This window comes from Mediterranea sp. ET5 (genome assembly GCF_023337025.1).
Classification (GTDB): domain Bacteria; phylum Bacteroidota; class Bacteroidia; order Bacteroidales; family Bacteroidaceae; genus Phocaeicola_A.
This window is the reverse complement of the sequence record NZ_JAMBLN010000004.1, coordinates 18,138-38,870: the sequence shown is the minus strand read 5'-3', so window position 1 is coordinate 38,870 and position 20,733 is coordinate 18,138. Positions and strand designations below refer to the sequence as shown.

Annotated in this window: 12 protein-coding genes; 9 read left to right on the top strand and 3 right to left on the bottom strand. The window is 59.6% G+C overall.

Annotated features, from left to right (window positions below; translation table 11 throughout):
• The first annotated feature begins 119 nt into the window (after nt 1–119).
• From nadB to M3087_RS03905, 3 genes are all read left to right on the top strand, one after another.
• Nucleotides 120–1,703, top strand: a complete 1,584-nt coding sequence (gene nadB, locus M3087_RS03915; RefSeq protein WP_249093891.1) for an L-aspartate oxidase — start codon at nt 120–122, stop codon at nt 1,701–1,703.
• 439 nt (nt 1,704–2,142) lie between these two features.
• On the top strand, nt 2,143–5,385 hold the full coding sequence (locus tag M3087_RS03910) for a SusC/RagA family TonB-linked outer membrane protein (RefSeq protein WP_249093889.1): 3,243 nt from the start codon (nt 2,143–2,145) through the stop codon (nt 5,383–5,385).
• A 20-nt stretch (nt 5,386–5,405) separates the two neighbouring features.
• A complete protein-coding gene (locus M3087_RS03905) occupies nt 5,406–7,106 on the top strand; it encodes a RagB/SusD family nutrient uptake outer membrane protein (protein WP_249093887.1) in 1,701 nt (566 codons plus the stop codon).
• Between the two features lie 188 nt (nt 7,107–7,294).
• Here M3087_RS03905 and M3087_RS03900 read toward each other — a convergent pair whose 3' ends face one another.
• On the bottom strand, nt 7,295–7,795 hold the full coding sequence (locus M3087_RS03900; protein ID WP_106483848.1) for an HU family DNA-binding protein: 501 nt from the start codon (nt 7,793–7,795) through the stop codon (nt 7,295–7,297).
• Between the two features lie 424 nt (nt 7,796–8,219).
• Nucleotides 8,220–9,626 carry a glycoside hydrolase family 28 protein gene (locus M3087_RS03895; RefSeq protein WP_249093886.1) on the bottom strand — a complete coding sequence of 469 codons (1,407 nt, stop codon included), beginning with the start codon at nt 9,624–9,626 and terminating at the stop codon, nt 8,220–8,222.
• A gap of 248 nt (nt 9,627–9,874) precedes the next feature.
• On the opposite strand from M3087_RS03895, the gene M3087_RS03890 reads away from it, so the two are divergent.
• The 6 genes from M3087_RS03890 (at nt 9,875) to M3087_RS03865 (ending at nt 19,943) form a co-directional block, all read left to right on the top strand.
• On the top strand, nt 9,875–11,044 hold the full coding sequence (locus M3087_RS03890) for a FecR family protein (RefSeq protein WP_249093885.1): 1,170 nt from the start codon (nt 9,875–9,877) through the stop codon (nt 11,042–11,044).
• 41 nt (nt 11,045–11,085) lie between these two features.
• Nucleotides 11,086–14,715 (top strand): SusC/RagA family TonB-linked outer membrane protein, encoded by a 3,630-nt coding sequence (locus tag M3087_RS03885; protein WP_249093883.1) that lies wholly within the window; start codon nt 11,086–11,088, stop codon nt 14,713–14,715.
• Nucleotides 14,716–14,726: 11 nt separating this feature from the next.
• Entirely contained in the window at nt 14,727–16,304 is a 1,578-nt protein-coding gene (locus M3087_RS03880; protein ID WP_249093881.1) for a RagB/SusD family nutrient uptake outer membrane protein, read from the top strand.
• Nucleotides 16,305–16,331: 27 nt separating this feature from the next.
• A complete protein-coding gene (locus M3087_RS03875) occupies nt 16,332–17,375 on the top strand; it encodes a hypothetical protein (RefSeq protein ID WP_022383465.1) in 1,044 nt (347 codons plus the stop codon).
• Between the two features lie 38 nt (nt 17,376–17,413).
• The gene (locus M3087_RS03870; RefSeq protein WP_022383466.1) at nt 17,414–18,394 is read left to right on the top strand and encodes an FISUMP domain-containing protein; all 981 of its coding nucleotides are present in this window, start codon (nt 17,414–17,416) and stop codon (nt 18,392–18,394) included.
• A 76-nt stretch (nt 18,395–18,470) separates the two neighbouring features.
• The gene (locus M3087_RS03865) at nt 18,471–19,943 is read left to right on the top strand and encodes a thioredoxin family protein (protein ID WP_249093879.1); all 1,473 of its coding nucleotides are present in this window, start codon (nt 18,471–18,473) and stop codon (nt 19,941–19,943) included.
• 87 nt (nt 19,944–20,030) lie between these two features.
• Here the strand turns inward: M3087_RS03865 and M3087_RS03860 are convergent, their stop codons facing one another.
• Nucleotides 20,031–20,540 (bottom strand): RNA polymerase sigma factor, encoded by a 510-nt coding sequence (locus tag M3087_RS03860; RefSeq protein ID WP_106483841.1) that lies wholly within the window; start codon nt 20,538–20,540, stop codon nt 20,031–20,033.
• Between the last annotated feature and the right edge of the window lie 193 nt (nt 20,541–20,733).

Genomic DNA, 20,733 nt, shown 5'->3' with positions numbered 1-20,733 from the left:
GGTGGTAACGGTTGGATTAGGACGCGCAAGTTACAAAATAGTGAAGAAAAACAAGAAGCCCAGCACCGGGTAAATGTGCTTTTTTGTAGCTTTGCACCCAATAAATGCAACAAACTGCCATGATTCATCAATACGATTACCTAGTCATCGGTTCGGGCATCGCAGGCATGAGCTTTGCCCTCAAAGTGGCCGAACAGGGCAAGTCCGTCGCCATTATCTGCAAGACGGAGTTGGAAGAGGCCAATACGTATTTTGCACAAGGGGGGATTGCCTCTGTCACCAACCTCCAAGTGGACAACTTTGAAAAGCATATACACGATACCCTGGTGGCGGGCGACTGGATCAACGACCGCGCTGCCGTAGAGATGGTGGTGCGCCGCGCCCCGTCGCAAATCAAGGAGCTTATCCGCTGGGGCGTCGACTTCGACCGGAACGAGGACGGTGGCTTTGACCTGCATCGCGAAGGCGGACACTCGGAGTTCCGCATCCTCCACCACAAGGACAACACTGGCGCTGAGATACAGACCAGCCTGATCGAAGCCATCAAGCGTCAGCCGAACATACACATCTTCAACCACCACTTCGCGGTGGAAATCATTACGCAACATCACCTGGGCATCATCGTCACGCGCTATACGCCGGGCATACGTTGCTTCGGCGCCTATGTGCTCAATGAGGACACGGGGTGTGTCGATACCTTCCTGTCGCGCATCACCGTCATGGCGACGGGAGGCTGCGAGGCGGTCTACCGTAACACCACGAACCCGCTCGTGGCGACGGGCGACGGCATCGCCATGGTCTACCGTGCCAAGGGAGCTGTGAAGAATATGGAATTCATCCAGTTCCACCCCACCGCGCTCTTCCATCCGGGCGACCGTCCCTGCTTCCTCATTACCGAGGCAATGCGCGGCTACGGCGGCGTACTCCGCACGCTGGACGGGAAGGAGTTCATGCAGAAGTACGACGAACGCCTCTCGCTCGCCCCGCGCGACATCGTGGCACGTGCCATCGACAACGAGATGAAGCAGCGAGGCGAGGACCACGTCTTCCTCGACGTGACGCACAAAGACCCCGAAGAGACCAAGCGGCACTTCCCCAACATCTATCAGAAGTGTCTGAGCCTGGGCATCGACATTACGCGCGACTACATCCCCGTGGCTCCGGCGGCGCACTACCTCTGCGGAGGCATCGTGGTCGACCTTGACGGACAGTCGAGCATCCGTCGCCTGTACGCCCTGGGCGAATGCTCATGCACGGGGCTGCACGGAGGCAACCGCCTGGCGTCGAACTCACTCATCGAGGCGGTGGTCTATGCCGACGCGGCTGCCCGCCATTCGCTCGAAGTCGTCGACCGTTACGACTTCAACGAGGACGTGCCCGAGTGGAACGATGAGGGCACTATCTCGACCGAGGAACGAGTCCTCATCACGCAGAGCGCCAAAGAGGTGAACCAGATTATGGAGGCATACGTAGGCATCGTGCGCAGCAACGTCCGCCTGACACGGGCATGGAACCGCCTCGACATCCTCTATGAGGAGACCGAACGTCTCTTCAAGCACAGCAAGGCATCGCGCGAGCTGTGTGAACTGCGCAACATGATCAATGTGGGCTACCTCATCACCCGTCAGGCGATGGAGAGGAAGGAAAGCCGGGGACTGCACTACACGCTCGACTATCCGCATCCTGCCAGCACGGAGCATTGAGCATAGCCTTCTACGGAATAGTATAAGGGCGACCCACGCGGCCGCCCTTTTATGTATCCGGACGTCGCGCGTCCGTCTGAAACTGCATATTTATGCAATATGACGTCCGGGCATGTCTCTGCAACGGACGCACAAAGATGTTAATCTGTTTGGTACAAAGGAACTTGTATATAAGGAAGAAAGCTCATGCAGCGGGTGTCCATCTCTACGTAAGAGATGAATTTGATAACAATAACAGTGGTTTAGGTTTCGAATCGTAGAACGAAAGGGGATTGATACTTCATAAATTTCAGGACCGCGCTCTAAATTCTTTAGGTTTATTACTTGCTTTTCTGATATTATTGCATACTTTTGCAACCATTAGTGTATCTCTTACGTAGAGATGCATATAGAGAGACCTTATAATATTACAGTTTCACCAAAGCAAAGGAGAGATTATATGAAGAGAAGATTCTTTCTGTGGCTCGTCTGCGTGTTCCTCAGCGTAGGCGTAGCTTTGGCTCAGACCACAGTGACGGGAACAGTGGTTTCCGCAGACGATGGTCAGCCGGTAGTGGGAGCGTCCGTATTGGTCAAAGGCACACGACTGGGTGCCGTCACCAATATCGATGGCAAGTTCACAGTGGCAAACGTGCCCCATTCAGCTAAAACCTTATTAGTGTCCTTCATCGGCATGCAGACGCAAGAGGTCGCCATCCGTCAGGGACTCATCCGTGTGGAACTGAAGGCAGACACCAAGCAGCTTGATGAAGTGATGGTCGTCGCTTTCGGTACACAGAAGAAGTCGTCGTTCACCGGGTCGGCAGCCGTGCTCGGTTCGGAAGAACTGTCGAAGCACGTGACGACCGACGTGACCAATGCCCTCGTGGGCAGTACGCCGGGACTCCAGCTGCGCGGCGGCATGGGCACGCCGGGCGGGTCGGAAGACACCAAGCTCCAGATCCGCGGTGTCTCCTCGCTCTACTCGGAGACCAAGCCCCTCATCATCGTCGACGGAGCGCCCTACAGCGCCTCGCTGAACAACATCCCGCAGGAGGACATCGAGTCGGTGACCGTCCTCAAGGACGCCGCTTCCGCTGCCCTCTACGGTGCGCGCGGTGCCTCCGGTGTCATCATCGTCACGACAAAGACCGGCAAGAACAAGGTCGCCCAAATCAATGTCGACATGAAGTGGGGTGCCAACACCCGCTCGGTGCAGGACTATGAGACCATCGCCGACCCGGGGCTCTACTACGAGACCTTCTACGGACAGTACTACGGCTACTTCACCGACCGCGGGTCTACTCCGGCAGAGGCAAACCAGAAGGCGAACAAGTACGTGCTCAACCACTTGGGCTACAACATCTACACCGTGCCCGACGGAGAGCTGCTCATCGGCGCCGACGGCAAGCTGAACCCGCACGCCACGCTGGGTCGTTCCTACCAGGCGAACGGAGAGACCTACTACCTGACGAACGACAACTGGCGCGACGCTGCCTACCACACCGCCTTCCGTCAGGAGTACAACGTCAGCGCATCGGGAGCGATGGACAAAGGCTCCTTCTATGCCAACATGAACTACCTCGACGAGGACGGCATGATCGAATTTTCAGGCTACAAGCGTCTTGCCGCCCGCTTCAAGGCAGACTACCAGGCAAAGTCTTGGCTCAAGCTCACTGCCAACGTGGGCTATACCAACTCGACCACTCGGTCGAACCCGAACCTCAGCGCCACCGCGTGGAACAACACCAACCTGATGTACTACACATCGCTCATCGCGCCCATCTACCCCATCTACGTCCGGGTGCTTGACGCGGACGGCAATCCGCAGGTGCGCACCGACAGCCACGGCAACCCGCAGTATGACTACGGCGTGGCAGCCACCAACTATCCGGGACTGTCGCGTCCCTTCCTCTCGCCGGGAAACCCCCTGGGCGCAAACCGTTACAACGACTACAAGAGACGGCTCAACAAGCTGAACGGCACCTTCATGGCGGACGTCACCCTGACCGACTTCCTGAAGTTCAACGCGACCAGCACCCTCGACTGGAGCAACCGGAAGGACTCGGAGCTGCAGAGCGGACTCTACGGTCCCAAGGTCTCGGTCAACGGACAAATCGAGAAGAAGGCAAAGGAAATCATCGAGCAGAACCATGTGCAGACGCTCACCTACTTCGACCGCTTCGGCAAGCACAACGTGAACGCCCTGCTCGGTCACGAATACTACGACCGCAAGACCACCTGGCTCTCCGCCTACGGCATGGGACTCTTCTCCGAGGCAATCCCCGAGCTCGATGCCGCAGCCAAGAAGGCGGACGCCTCCTCCTACACGGAAGAGTACAACGTCGAGGGCTACTTCGGAAGCGTACAGTACAACTACGACGACCGTTATTTCGCCTCGGCATCTTACCGCCGCGATGCGTCCTCACGCTTTGCCAAGGACCGGCGCTGGGGCGACTTCTGGTCGGTGGGTGCAGCCTGGCTGATTAACAAGGAGGCATTCTTTCACGCCCCCTGGGTAGACGAGCTGAAGCTGAAGTTCTCCATCGGCCAGCAGGGCAACGACAACATCGGTGAACGGACGATGGCGATGAGAGAGTTTGCCTTCACCGACATGTACAACCTCGTTGCCGCCTCCGACTCACAGATGTCAGCCACGTTCTGGCGCATCGGTAATCCGGAGATTACCTGGGAGACCGCCACGAACCTCAACATCGGTATGGAGTTCTCCCTCTTCAGCGGACGCCTGAGCGGCAGCCTCGACTACTACAACAAGACCACGACCGACCTGCTCTTCTGGCTCTCCGTCCCCGAGGCGGCTGGGTCGCGCGGCTACTACGGCAACGCCGGTGACATCCGTAACTCAGGTGTCGAGCTGAGCCTTGTCGGCTCTCCCGTCCGCACGAAGGACGTCGACTGGAGCCTGTCGTTCAATATCGCACACAACAAGGACAAGATTCTCCGCCTCCCCGCCTCGAAGACCGCGCTGACCGGCGGCTTCATCGAACAGGGCTTGTGGTATGTCGAGGGCGGTCCCATCTACAACAAGTTCCTTCCCGAGTATGCCGGAGTGAACGAGAAGGGCGAGGCGCTCTACTACGTCGACTCCCAGCTGGGCGCCGGTGTGACCAACCGTCCGGGAACCAACCGGGACGAGACGACCACCGACATCAACAGTGCCACCCGCTATGCGCAGGGACGCAGCATGCCGGTCGCTTACGGCGGATTCGGCACACAGCTCACCGCCTACGGCTTCGACCTCTCGCTCTCGTTCGACTACCAGCTCGGCGGCAAGATTTATGACTCGGCTTACCAGGAACTGATGTCGAACACCGCGTCCGCGAGCGATGCCGGGCGTGCCTTCCACAAGGACGTGCTCCGCTCCTGGACACCCGAGAACAAGACGACCGGACTGCCGCGCCTCTACTACGGAGACAAGTACACGGCAGGAGACTCCGACCGCTGGCTGACCAGCGCACGCTACCTCAACTTCCAGTCGTTCTCCGTGGGCTACACCCTGCCGCAACGCGTTGTTGCCCGCCTGGGACTGAACAAGCTCCGCATCTACGCTACGGGCGAGAACCTCTACTTCTGGTCGGCACGCAAGGGGCTTGACCCGCGCTATGCCTACGACGAGACCGAGGCACTCACCGTCTATTCCCCCATGCGCACCATCATGGGTGGCATCCAACTGTCGTTCTAACCTTCAAACACGTACAAAGCATGAAACAGATAGCAAAGATATTCTCCATCACTGCCGCCGCAGCGGTACTCCTGTCAGGATGTATCAAGGAAATCGTTCCCCAGGGCGGACAGGCGAGCTTCGACCAGGCGAACGAGGCGGAAGGCTCCTATGACAACTTCGTGGCCGCCATCACCAATTCGCTGGCAGGCTCCTTTGCCTACAGGCCGGCAGCCCAGTGGCCCATCGACTACGGTTATCCCTCCTTCTTCCTCTCGCGCGACGTCATGGGGCAGGACATCACCCTCGAAGAGCAGGACTGGTATGTGACCCAATACGGATGCGGCACCAGCCTGGGCCCGTCGTACGCCCTGGCACAGGTGCCCTGGACCTACTACTTCATGTGGGTCAAGTCGTGCAACATCGTGCTGGAGATGGCAGGCGACGAGCCGTCCGCTGAACGCCGCTCCGGAGCCGGCATCGCCCACGCCATGCGCGCCATGTTCTACATGGACCTCGCCCGGATGTATGCGCCCAAGTCCTACGCCAAGGACCAGAATGCGCAGACCGTCCCCTGGGTCAGCAACGACACCCAGCTGTCCGAGCTGCCGACGACGCCCCGTCTGACCAACGAGCAGATGTGGGGGAAAATCCTGGAAGACCTTGACAAGGCGGAGCAGTACCTCGCCGACTACAAGCGTCCCAACGTCTACACACCCGACCTCTCCGTGGTCTACGGACTGAAGGCGCGTGCCTACCTGACGATGGAGAAGTGGAAGGAGGCCGAGGACTATGCCAGGAAGGCGCAGCAGGGCTACACCGTGATGACGGAGGACGTGTTCAACTCGCACACCGACGGCTTCAACACACCCAACGGCGCATGGATGTTCGCCCTCACGTTCAAGGACAACGACGACAACATCCTCCAGAACGACGCCGACGGCTCGTGGGGCTCGCAGATGATTATCGAGGTGTCGCCGTCAGAGTGCGGCTATGCCGCCAACTACGGCCAGCCCAAGCGCATCGACCGTCACCTCTTCGAGACCATCCCTGCCACCGACTTCCGCAAGAAGGGCTTCATCGACTTCGCCATCGCCGAGAGCTTTGAGAAGGCAGCCGGCGACACCCTGGGCGCCCTCAGGAAGCTGGAAGCCTACACCGACGACCCCGAAGGCATCCTGACGACTGCCGAAGCCACCACGTCGGGCACGGTGGGCGGTCTGGAGCTGAAGTTCCGTCCGAAGGGCGGCGAGCACGCCAACCAGTACAAGGCGTTCACCGTCGCCGTCCCCCTGATGCGCGTGGAGGAGATGAAGCTCATCGAGGCTGAGGCTGCCGGCATGCAGGACGAGGCGCGCGGCATCGCGCTGCTCACCGCCTTCGCCAAGACGCGCGACCCGCAGTACGTCTACGGCAAGCACAGCGCCGAGACCTACGGCAGCACGTATGCCAAGCCGTTCCAGAACGAAGTCTGGTGGCAGCGTCGCGTCGAGCTGTGGGGCGAGGGCTTCGCTTTCTACGACATCAAGCGGCTCGACAAGCAGGTCATCCGCAGCTATGCCGGCTCCAACCACATCGAGCTGTACCGCTGGAACGCCGACGTCTACAACAAGGTCGAGGGCACGAACTACCCTGACTGGATGACGCTCTGCTTCCCGCAGACGCAGACGAACTACAGCAACATCGAGCCGAACCCCATTCCGGTTGCTCCGACCGCGACTTCGCCCGAGCACAAGTGGTAAAAATCGGACACTCATACGTATGCATTGAAACATTCCTGAAGATCCGCTTCTGAAGCCGGCAGGTCCCATGGCGTTGGGGCCGCGCCGGCTTTTTTTCGGTCCGCCGGACACGGTAAACAAAAAGGGAGCGTCCCTTGTGCAGGAACGCTCCCCGAGGTGTCACCCGGTCAGACCGCCGGGCGGATGGCTCAAACTCCTTCGTCCGTGTCGCCTCCCTCACCGCTGTCGGCAGGAGACTCCGGGTCGGGCACGATGCCGCCCTTGCCGTCCTCCGTCAGCAGGCTGTCGGCGCGGCGGAAGGTGTACTCCGTCAGCATGGCGCGGGTGGCGGTGGTGCCGTTCGGATTCCGCTTGCGGGCAGGCATGAAGCGGAGCATCAGCTGCGCCTGTTCCGGCGACACGTCTTCCTCCTTCTCCACGCCCTTGCCGACGGAAGTCAGCGTCAGGTAGAACGTGCCCAGCCCGTCGAGGGTCACGCTGTGCGAGTCGCGCAGGTGGCGCGTGATGACGGTGACGAGGTTGGCGATGGTGCTCATCACGTCGCCGGGGCTGAGTGCCGACAACTCGGCAACCTCTTTTGCCAGCCCTTCGGTCTTCACGCGACCGACGGTGACCACACGCGGATGGTAAAGGCGCTTCTTGTTCTTGCTCTCGATGTTCGATTGGATGGCTTTGTAAAGTACTGTCATGGTGTTTAAGATTTAAATTAGTTAGACTTTGGTTGATTGTTGTGCGATTCCCGTTGCTTCAGCTCCCCGGGGCCGTGCCTCCGTCGTTGAATCACATTGCAAAGATAGACCGCCTTCACTCCCTGTGCAAGCAAAAATGCCCGTTTGCGTTCACACTTGCGTTCACACGCATGTTGAATTGTAAAGATTTATGTATTTTATCAACTGGTTGCAAATCAGCTGATTACTGCGGACGGATTTGTGCCGTCGTACGGACGCGTCGCCACGCTCGTACGGACGCGTCCGCACCACGCTACGGACACGTCCGTACGACGTTAGCGACCTGTCGGTAGGGCGTTGTAAACAAAATTCGCAATGCCTTCTGTTGCATCTTCCGTGTCCTTGGAAAAAAGACAGAGGCACGTCCGGCAGTGCGGGAGCGTCGTCAGTTGTCGACCGACTTCCCGTTGATGCGGAAGTTGTCGAAGTGCAGCCCCTTTGCTCCCTGGATGCTCAGCGGCTCCCGTTCCACCCCGTCGAACGAGCTGTTGGTCACGCTCACGTTCTCGATGTTCATACGGTCGTCATAGCCCGTGATGAGTACCCCGTACTGGCTCTTGCCGCTCGTCACGTGGTCGAGCATGACGTTGCGCACGTAGGGCGGATAGCTGCGGTCGCAGTCCTCGCCGCTCTCGTAGAGCAGGTTGATTTTCAGCACCGCCTCGCGACACTGCCCGACGTCCACCCGGCGTACGTAGACCCCGTCGACGACACCGCCGCGGCAGTTGTTCGTCTTGATGCGGATGACGCGGTCCAGGTTCGGGCTGTCCATGCGGCAATCCTCGACATAGACGTTGCGACATCCGCCGGAAATCTCGCTTCCGATGACCACGCCCCCGTGGCCGTCCTTCATCTCACAGCGGCGGACGATGATGTTGCTGCTGGGCGTGTCCCAGCACCGTCCGTCCATGTTGCGCCCGCTCTTGATGGCGATGCAGTCGTCGCCCGTGTCGAAACGGCAGTCCTCGATGAGCACGTCGTTGCATGACTCGGGGTCGCAGCCGTCGCTGTTCGGTCCGTGGCTGAAGATGTCGACGCCGCGCACGGTGAGGTCCTCGCAGAAGAGCGGGTGGATGACCCAGAAGGGCGAGTTGCGCAGGCTGACGCCCTCGATGAGCACACGCGTGCAGTGGCAGAGGTTGATGAGTTGCGGACGCAGCCCGTCCTCCAGCGTCATCTGCCGCAGGGCAACGGGCGTCTGTGTCTCGCCGAAGCCCAGCAGGCGTTCGCGTCCGCCCCGGGCGGCGCTGATCATCCCTTCGCGCCAGCCGAAGCGTTCAGCGTTGCCACACATGTGCCACCAGCTGTCGTTGTCTGCCTGCCCGTCGATGGTGCCCTGTCCGGTGATGGCGAGGTTGGTCTCCCCGCGGGCATAGATGAGCGGACGCAGGTTGTAGCAGTCCACGCCCTCCCAGCGCGTGAGGACAGTGGGAGTGTAGAGCGCCTTGTCGGTCGAGAACTTCAGGCAGGCTCCCTTCTCCAGGTGCAGGTCGACGTTGCTCTTGAGGGTGATGGGTCCCGTGTAGAACGTTCCCTGGGGTACGACGACGTGTCCTCCTCCGGCGAGCGAGCAGGCGAGGATGGCGCGGTCGATGGCTTCGTGGCAGAGTGCGAGCGAGTCGTCCGGCCGTGCTCCGAAGTCCGTGATGAGGAAGTTGCGTTCAGGGAAGGAGGGTTGTTCGATGCCGGCTTCCACGTCGGCATAGCGTGTCCAGGGTTGGTCTTGTGCATACCCCGGGAGGGTGCATCCCACGGTGAGGAGGATGCAGCAGAGGAGTGTTTTCAGTTCCATAAGTTACTCGTGTTTGTGTGTTTCTGTCGGCTAAGTTCAGCAAGAAAATCGGGTTGTGCAAGTCTACACCTATTATTATTAAGGCGGCTGCCTTGTAGGGGAATGTCGGGGTGACAGGGACCGCCCTTGTCGATAAACGGGTGCTTGAATGTGAAAAAATGTTATAATTCACCTCTACGATTCATGAATCCTGTCCTTTTTTGTGTTGTACGGTAAAGAAACCTGAATAAAGCCAAAGACGAATCCTCATGGAACAACGTACCGACAAACCCTTTTTCTCACCGGACGAAGCGCAATGGAGCGAAGCCGAGCGTGCCGCCTTCCGCCAGTGGCTGGAGCGCGACGGGCACGAACGTCTGTTGCGCCGGTGGGCGGACTCTGACGAACTGCAACGTGACCTCATCCGTCTGCGTTACCTCGAAGAGAGGCGCGAGGCGAATCTGAACCGCTTCCTTCGGGCGGCGGAGAAGGGCGGCCGACGGACGAACGTGCGTCGGCGTGTGTGGGCTGCCGCTGCCTCGGTGCTGCTCGTGCTGGGCTGCGCCTGGTGGTGGATGGGGCGGGGGAGCGGCCTCGTCAGCGGATACATAGCTGCCGACTATGCTCCTGCATCGCTCACGGTGACCCCCTCGCTGGAATACAAGCTCGGCGGACGTACGGAGCATCTGGAGATTCTGGGCGTACGCATCCGCATGGAGGATGACAGGATAGCCTACACGGCAGGAGAGTCGGTCCTGGAGGATACGGTCATTGCTGACAGCCTGCTCTATCACGAGGTGGTGGTGCCCCGCGGACGCATGTGTGAAGTGGAGCTGACGGACGGCACGCGGGTGAAGCTCAACGCGGCTTCACGCCTGCGCTATCCCATCGCTTTCCACCCCGACAGCACCTCGCGCACGGTCTGGCTCGACGGGGAGGCTTACTTCGACGTGCAGACCGACTCCGTCCGTCCGTTCATCGTGAAGGCATCCAACGTGGAGACGCGTGTCTACGGCACGAAGTTCAATGTCAAGGCATACGCCCGCGACGCCCGGGCACGGGTGATGCTCGAAGAGGGACGGCTCGATGTCGTGGGGCGCGACGGACGGGTGCACCGCCTTGTGCCGGGTGACTATGTGGCGTATGACTATGCCGGGTTCAGGGAGCACGAACGCGGGGTGGATGCCGCGGAGGTGACCTGTTGGCAGGACTACCGCTTCTTCTTCAAGAATGAGATGCTGATGTTCATAGCCGCCGATCTGGAGCGCAAGTACGACGTGAACATCTACTTTGATAATTACAAGGCGTCGACCTTCCGCTTCTATGCTCGCACGCACCGCTGCGAACACGTGGAGGAGGTGCTCGACCTGCTGCGTTACACGCAGAAGATAGACTATCGCGTCGACGGGCGCGACATCTACATCCGTTTGCATGAATAAATCCATTCATATAGAGTTGAGAACTTAAAAACAGTTAGCTTATGAAAAAACAATCATTGGTTCTCCGGAGAGAGGCGGGGAGGCTCCGCCTGTGGCGCCCCCTCGGTGTGGGGTTGTTGTTCCTCTGTCTCTGTCCGGCTGTCTACGGCGGGACGCTCGACCGTAAGGTGACGGTCCGTCTGAAGAAGGTCTCCCTGCAGGAAGCCATCGCGGCAATCATGCAGCAGAGCGATTACGGCATCTCGTACAATGTCGACGAGATTTCGGACATCGACGGTGTGTCGCTCACCGTGCGCGACGTCTCGCTGGAAGAGGCGTTGCGGAAGTGTCTGGAGCCGTATGGGTTCACGTTTACCGTCCACGGACAGACCGTCGTCATCCAGTCCCTCCCGCAGCAGGAACGCCGCGTGACGGGTACGGTGGTTGATGCGTCCGGAGAGCCGCTTGCGGGCGTGAGCATCCTCGTCCGGGTAGGCAGCAAGAAGGAGGCGGCACGTGGCATCACTGACATCGATGGCCGGTTTAACTTGCGCGTGTCGGGCAGCGGGAAGATCAGCCTGACGGTACGCTTCATCGGATTCGAGGAGCAGACGGTCGACGACACGGGGAAGCCCCTGCGCATCGTGCTTCAGGAGGACACCCAGAAGCTGAACGAGATCGTGAAGATAGGTTATTACGACCAGAGCCGCGGTAACCTGACGGGCTCCGTCACCTCGGTGATGATGGACGACATCCTGGAGCCGAACATGACCACCATTGACCAGGCATTGGAAGGGCGTATCCCCGACCTCATGTTCACCCAGAACTCGGGTGAGGTGGGAGCGACCGCCCGTCTGCGTGTGCGTGGAACATCGACCCTTGTGGGCAACCGCGAGCCGTTGTGGGTGCTCGACGGATTTGTCCTTCAGGACCCGGTCGACGTGAGCACCGAACAGCTCAATGACCCGGACTACATCAACTATGTGGGCAATGCCATCGCGGGCATCAACCCGCAGGACATCGAGCGTATCGACGTCCTGAAGGATGCGTCCGCCACGGCGCTCTATGGTACGCGTGCGTCGAACGGCGTCATCGTCGTCACCACGAAGAAGGGTCGCCCCGGACCGCCCACAATCACTTATGCCAACAACACCAAGCTGACCCGTCGTCCGCGCTACTCGGACAGCAACATCAACCTGATGAACTCGCAGGAGCGCATGCAGTTCGGCAAGGACCTGACAGACCTGCACTACGTCTTCCCCTCGGGCATGCCGATGGTGGGATACGAAGGTGCCTACTACCGCTACCAGACGGGGCAGATTTCCTACGATGAGTTCCTCGCCGAGTGCTCCCGCTATGAGACGACGAACACGGACTGGTTCAAGCTGCTCACCCAGGACGCCTGGACGCAGCAACACACCCTGAGTATCTCGGGCGGTAGCGAGTCGACGCGCTACTATGCGTCGTTGGGCTACACGAGCGAGACCGGTGTCATCAAGACGGAGTTTGTCGACCGCTATACGGCCTCGATGAACGTCATGACGAACATCACTCACAACCTGATGGCGAACATTCGCCTCAACGGTAACATCCAGAAGAAGAACCACCTTCCGTCGGCTGTCTCCGTGCTGGACTACGCCTACAACACCACCCGAGCCCTGCCGGCATACAACGACGACGGCTCGCTCTACTACTACCAGACGCACGGTTACTCAGTGGGCGATTCGCAGAAGACTTATAACCAGTACAACTACAACATCATCAACGAGATGAACAACACCTCGGACGACTACTCGGGCAACACCTTCATGGCAAGTGCCGACCTGACGTACAAGGTGAAGGACCTCATCGACCTGACTGCCGCCGCCTCCTACTCGCGCAGCTCGACCCTCCAGACCACTTGGTTCGGCGAGAAGACCAACTATGTCGCCATCCTGAAGAACGGGGAGGCGGACGAGATACCCATCCCAGGCGAGACCGGCGTCTGCGAGCTGCCTTACGGCGGCGTCTACAATACGACGAACACCATCAACGAGAGCTTCACGGGCCGTCTGCAGGCGAACCTCCACTGGTCGTTCGGTAGCGACAGCCAGCACCTCCTGACCTCCACGGCGGGTTACGAGGTCAACATGGTCCGTACCGACGGTATCTCCGACCAGACCCGCGGTTACTACAAGGACCGCGGCATGAAGTATGTCACGATGGACAGCGAGTCGCTCGATGACTTCCCCTACTACAAGAACTGGCTGGCCGCCGGTCACCGCTCGCTCACTGCCGGAAAGACCAACCAGTTGAGCGGTTACCTCACCGCCGCCTATTCGTATGCCGACTATTTCACGGTCAGCCTGAGCGGACGTTTCGACGCCTCGAACAAGTTCGGTAGCCGGAGCAACGAGAAGTTCCTTCCCGTGTGGTCCGTGTCGGGACGGTGGAACATCAAGGAGACGCTCTTCCCCAAGGCCGACCGGCTGGGCGAACTGAGCATGCGTCTCTCCTACGGAAAGACCGGTAACATGCTCGATGGCGAGACGCCCAACCTACTCATCCAGCAAGGCATGATGGACACGTTCTACGGCGAGAACGTCTCGACCGTAGCCAGCCTCCCTAACCCGAACCTGCGCTGGGAGCAGACCGACCAGTACAATGTGGGCGTGGACTTGAACCTCTTTGACGGGCGTCTGCTCCTTTCTTCCGACTTTTGGTACAAGTATACCACCGATGCCTTCGCCAGCGTCAACGTGGCGCTCGTCAACGGTGTGTCAAGCTACCGGATGAACAACGGCGACATCAAGAACAAGGGCTTCTCCTTCTCCCTCTCGGGTTATCCCATACGCACACGAGACTGGAAGCTCTATCTCTCGACGAACTACTCCTATGCCAGCAACACGGTGCAAACCAACACCAGCGAGACGTACACCCTGGAGAACTATCTCAACGGTACGGCCATCATGGACGGCAGACCCATCGGTACCTTCTACTCCTACGAGTACCTCGGGCTGAACCCCAATAACGGTGTGCCCATGTTCGACGACTACGAAGACCGCCAGCACCTGCTCGCCGGCAAGATGCTCGCCGAGGTTGTGCCCATGGTGATGGTGGAGAGTGGCAACCGTGACCCGGACTTCACCGGCTCGCTCTATGCCACCCTGACGTGGAAGCAACTCTCGCTGAACACGAACTTCAACTACCGCATCGGCTCGAAGCTGCGTCTGTTCAAGCTCTACAGTCCGGTCATCCGCGGCGTGTCGTCCGACAAGAACGTGCGCAAGGAGTTCATCAACCGCTGGCAGAAGCCGGGCGATGAGAAGTACACCGACATCCCCGCCCTCATCAGTCCGGGTGACCCGTCCTATACCGCTTATTCCTCACACTGGTCAAGCGGCGTGTCGGCTTCGCAGAGCAAGGTGCCGACGTTCGCCTACAGCCTGTGGGACATGTACGACTACTCCAACCTGCGTGTCGTGCCGGGAGACTACCTGCGTCTGAGCAACCTGACGCTCTCGTACAACTTCACGCTCCAGCAGCTGGCGGGCACGTTCCTGAAGTCGCTCCGTCTAAGCTTCAACGTGACGAACGTGTTCACCATCGCGTCGAGCAAGCTCGATGGACAGGACCCCACGCAAACGAGCTTTGAGGGCGTCAACCTTTCCGTCCGTCCCGCTTACACCTTTGGACTGAATGTTTCATTTTAAACGATTCGACAATGAAGAAACTATACCAATTCATACCGGGTGTGCTGCTGGCACTGGGCAGCACCTCGTGCAGCGACTTCCTCGAAGCCTACTCACAAGACATGGTCATACCCAGCACGGTGACCGACCTCGACGAGGTGCTCCTGGGCAGTGTGTACATACCGAGCCAGGAAATCGGTGTCGGACCGTCGGGCATGCGTTCCTGCGGCTTCTTCAACATCCTCGACGATGACGTGAACACCGGCCTGGGCGATCCCAACGGAGACAACACGTCCAATGTCAACGGATGGCGCAACTGCCTCTCCTCCATCTACGGTTACTTTGCCTGGCAGCTGGACGTCGGCACGAACTATAACAGTACGAGCGTGGCATCCGATGTGGCTACGTGGCGCGACCTCTATGCACGCATCAACTACGTGAACGTCATCCTCGACGAAATCACCCAGCTCCCCCATGAGACGGAGGACGACCAGGCGGCATACCTGCGGGTACAGGGCGAGGCACACTTCCTGCGCGGATGGTTCTACTTCGTCCTCGCCAATCTCTACGGCGACGCCTATGCGCCTGCTACTGCCGCTCAGAAACTCTGCGTGCCCCTGAAGCTCACCCCATACGTGGAGCACGACAAGGACAAGCCCACCCAGTTCCAGCGCGCCACGGTGAAGGAGGTCTATGACCAGATTGTCGCCGACCTGCTGATTGCCGAGGACTACCTGACCCAGAGCCCGCAGAAGGCCGACCACCGCCTCTACCGTGCGTCGTTGGACGCCGTCGAGCTGTTGCTGAGCCGCGTCTACCTATACATGCAGGACTACGCCCAGGCAGAGCTGAAGGCTGAGGCTGTGATGGAGAGCGACTATGTCCGCCTCGCGCCGCTGTCGGCACTGAGCAGCACGGCGCCCTTCCTGACCAACACGAACCCCGAACTGATATTCTCGCAAGGCTCCAACAACCTCGCCCCGACGGGCATATTCACCGGGATGGCGGGAGACTTCTGCGTCACCCGCGAGCTGCGCGACCTCTATGATGAGAACGACCGCCGGGGCGACTGCTTCTTCGGCATCTCGTCGAACGACAGCATTTCGCTGGCTTACAAGTACCAGCGCGGCACCCTGCGTTCGCGCGTGTCGGACGTGTTTACCCTCCGTATGGCGGAAGCGTACCTCAACAAGGCGGAAGCCTGCGCCATGAGCGGCAAGGATGCCGAGGCGCTGGAGGCACTCAACGCACTCCGTGCCAACCGCATCGACGGCTATGCCGACGTCTCCTGCTCGGGCGAGGAGCTGGTGAACGAGATACGCACCGAGCGCCGCAAGGAGCTTTGCTTCGAGGGACACCGGTGGTTCGACCTGCGCCGCTACGCCGTGTGTGAGAAGTATCCCTACAAACGGTCGATTCTCCACGTGTTCAATGCCATCGGCGACAACACGCCCTACCTCTATACGGAGTACTTCCGCCTGTTGCCCGACGACCCTGCCTACACCTTCTCCCTGCCGACGAGCGTCCTGGAGTTTGACAAGGTGCCGATGGAGAACAACCCGCGGGAGGACCGTCCGCCACTCGACGGCTCGTCCACCCCTACCGAATAACCCCCAACAAACATTAGCGTGAGACTTATGAAACACTTGACCCTTATATTACTGGCTGCCGCCACGCTGCTGACAGCCGCCTGCGATGACAGCGAGAAGCTGGAGAACCGCATCGACTTCTCCTCTCCTTACGCCATCGAGGACAGCGACGACCCCATCCAGCACCGTCGCTACGAGTTGTTCCGTGACTACGGCGTGTCGGTCTTCTTCAACGACACGGTGTCCAGCTCCTATGTGGGCGATGACTTTGCGGGCGACCCCATTTACCGTTACGAGACAATTGACCTTAACTGGGAGTTCTCCTCCCAGTCCTACGGCTCCATCAAGTACGAGTTCGACTACCTGACGACCCCCGAGGAGCAGAACCGTGCCCTGGACTTCGTCGACCAGTTCCTGAGCAAGGCGACCGGCGCGATGCGTCCCTTCTGCATGTTCCTCACCAGTCAGGTGACCGTGTGGAACCTCTCGCAGGAGACCTACGAAAGGCCCGACTACCTGACGAACTTCCGTACGCTGGTCGTGGCAGGAGTCGAGGACTATGCTGCCGAACAGATGGACTCGCTCAGCACGACCATCCTGCGCAGCATGGTGAAGAGCCGTGTGCAGCAGGATGCCAACCTCGTGGCACGCTTCGGCTCCGTCTCCAGTACCGAGAACTACTACGGACGTCCGTGGGTGACCAACGGCGCGAACGACGGACTGGGCTGCACCTGCCGCTGGCTCACCGCCTACGACGGATACTACCAGCTCGACGTGAACAACTGCTTCACCCAGACGACCATCGACCGCATCATGTCCATAGGCATCTTCGCCACGATGGAAGCCTACGAGGAGGTGCGTGCCGAGCTGATTGCCGACATCGGACGCTTCGGCTTCATCAGCGGCTACTCGCGTTCGTCGAAGACACAGTCGCCCGAGGATGTCTCCACCGACCTGGGCTACTACATTGACACCTTGCTCGCCATCGGCAAGGAGGAGTTCGTCAACCGTTACGGGGGCAGCGAACTGGTGATGGAGAAGTACAACATGCTGGTCGACTACATCGAGGGCGAGCTGGGTGTCGCCATCTGATGGCTGATGTGTAACCAAACAAGTAAAGGATTAGGATTATGATGAAACTACATAAACTGGCAGGCCTGTTGCTCCTTGTCGTGTGCGCGGCCTGCAGCGAGGACACAGTAACGGCGGACCCCATCGACCTGTCGCAGGTCGGGGCTGCCGACGACTTCACCGACACCCGCGACGGACATGTCTACAAGTGCGTCCGCATCGGCGACCAGATATGGATGGCAGAGAACCTTGCCTACTTCCTCCCCATGGGTGCCGAGGACGGATGCTACACCTACGGGCAGGACATCTATGACGGGGCTTCCGTCGGTCTGCCCGGCAACATCTGGGGCGAAGTGGCGCGGAAGCTGCTCGCCGAGTGGACCGACCGGCTCGACGAGTCCGCCCGGTCGACCATCGACATGTACATCGGCTACATTGAAATCGGTCTCCCCGAGAGCATCGCCGTGAACGGTATCCGGAACGCGAGTGCCGAGTTCTATGCCGAGCTGGAAGTGAAGCTGGCACAGGAGCGTCCCCGGCAGGCGATGCTGGCTGCCGAGGAGGAGAACGGAGGCTACTCCGAACGCTACGGCTTCCTCTACTCCCTCGACGGCGCACGGGCTGCCGTGCCTGAAGGCTGGCGTCTGCCGACCGACGAAGACTGGCTGAAGCTGGAGGCCGTGCTGGGCATGGCGGAAGGCGAGCGCGAGAAGATGAACGCATGGCGCGGGACGTCCGCCGGAGACTATCTCAAGGCGGGCGGGGAGAGCGGCTTCGAAGCCCTCTTTGCCGGATGCGACGCCTACGCGTCGTCGGCGAACACGATGGACTACATCAACGAGTCACGGTGCGGATATTTCTGGTGCGACGAGGAGCGCATGGTCGAGGGCCTGAACGGCTCGAGTGCCGCCCTGGTCTCAGAGGGAGTCATCCGCATGGTGGCCATCTACTCGTCAGGCATCTGGCGCGGAACGACACGGCTGGACAATGTCTTCCGCCCCGTGCTGTACAGTGTGCGCTGCGTGAAGGATGCCCGCTGAGTCTCCTGCCGCACACCGATGCTTATTCCGACATAAAAACTGCTTAACAAATCTTTTAAAGAAAGGAAACCTTCGTATGAAAACATTGAAACGAATCGCCGGATGCCTGCTCCTGCTCTGCCTGGGGATGGCTGCCGGACACGCACAGACGGGCAAGAGCGTCTATGGCGACCAGGTGAAAGCCGATGTGAAGATGAACTATGTTTACGACTTCGACGAGGCGCTCCGCCTGGCGCGCGAGCAGAACAAGCCGGTCTTCTTCAACTGCTTTGTCGACTGGGCAGTGCCCTGCCACGGCATGAACAAGTATGTCTTTAGCGACCAGGCGTTCTGCGACTTCATGAACAAGACTTTCGTCAATCTCTGGATGGACATGACCACGGCCAAGGGCAACGAACTCGCCCTCAAGTACCGGGTACGGACCTATGCCCACTACCTCGTGCTCGATGCCGACGGCAACGTCATCCACCGCATCGTCGGCGGCTCGAAACTCCCCGACTTCCGCAACCAGGTGGAGATGGCACTGTCCGACAGCACTTCGTTGAGCGGGACGGCACGCCGCTATGCCGCCGGCGACCACTCGCGCAGCAGCCTCTACCACTACGTGAAGGCACTCCGCCTGGCGGACGAGGATTCGCTCTTCACGGTCGTCGGTCAGGAGTACCTGAAGCTGCTCCGGCCCGCCGACCTGGCGAAGAAGGACAACTGGATGCTGGCACGCCTTGCCATCCCCGACCGCAACTGTGACAACTACCGTTACCTCGTCGCCCACAAGCAGCTCTTTGCCGACAGCATCGGTGCCCGCATCATCGACAACTTCCTGGAGTCGCTCGTCTGCCGCGAGGTCATGCAGTACGCCATGGGCAGTGTCACCTTCGACGAGGCGGGACTCGACTCCCTCCGTCGGGTGATGGACGAGGCGCAACTGTCCGACACCTGTGTCAGCCGGACGTTCTACGACATTGCCAAGCTGCGCGGGGCAAAGGACTACCGGGGCTTGCTGAACTACCTGCAGACCTACGGACACCGCCTGCTCATTTACCGCGCCAACCTGGAGCTGAGCCTCGACTTCTCCGACATGAACGCGGAGGACAAGGCGTCACTGGTCGCCTACCTGAAGGAGGCAGCGGTGCGCGAAGGCAATACGTCAGCGGGCAAGAGCCTCGCCTCGTTTGCTACCCTGCTGGAGAAGGGGGAGGGCATCGACTTTGACCACGGACCCTTCAGCGAAGTTCTGGCACGCGCCAAGCGCGAGGGGAAACTGGTGTTCATGGATTGCTTCACGTCCTGGTGCGGACCGTGCCGCATGATGGCGAGCGTGGTCTTCCCGCGCAAGGATGTGGGCGATGCGTTCAACCCCCGCTTCGTCTCCTTCAAGTGTGACATGGAGAAGGGCGAGGGCATCGAGCTGGCAAAGAAGTACGGCGTGAAGGTCTACCCCACGCTGCTCGTCCTCGATGCCGACGGCAACCTGCTCCATACCCTCACCGGCGCCCGCTCGCCACAGGAGCTCATCCGGATGGCGGAACAGGTGACGGCAGAGAAGTAAACTGAAAACATCGCCTTGCAGCGTGTGTCCCCCGGAGGGACCCTGCAAGGCGATGTTTCTGTTTCCGCTCCACGGACGGACGTCCGCCTAGACGAAGAGCAGGAGGTAGAGCGTGAAGTTCTTCTTCAGTGCCTTGATGGCGAGGTAGACGTGCGTCTTGACGGTGTTGACAGAGAGCCCCATCTCCGCCGCCACCTCGTCGTAGTGCTTGTTCTCGTAGTAGATTTTGCGGAGGACCTCGTTGCAGCGCGGCGGCAGCTCGCTGACGGCATCGTGTATCTCCTGCAGGCGTTCGAAGTAGGTCAGGGTCTCCTCGATACCGGGGTCTGCGGACGCGGCAGCCTGCGCCTCGGCCAGCTCCACATGTTCGTGCCGGTCACGCAGGTAGTTGCGTGCGGCGTTGCGGGCGCAGACAAAGAGGTAGGCAGGCGGACTGTCGAGCAACTGCCCCTTCTCCAGCAGCCGTACGAACATGTCCTGCACGAGGTCCTCGGCAGTGGGGATGGAGTGTGTATATTGATTGACAAACAGCACCAGGTGGTTGAAGTGCCGGTTGAAGAGTTCGACGGCTTTTTCTCTGTCAGCGGGAGATAACATGGGGTAAACGGAAATGATACAAATGTTTACAATTGAGTTCCCAAAAGTACGAATTTATTCCATTCTTCCCAAAAACGTCGCGACAAATAGACATTTGTCTATTTTTATTGAAAAACGTAAATGCTTGTCCGTCAGCACTATGCTGTGAATGGGTCCGTACCGTCGTACGGACGCGTCGCCACGCTCGTACGGA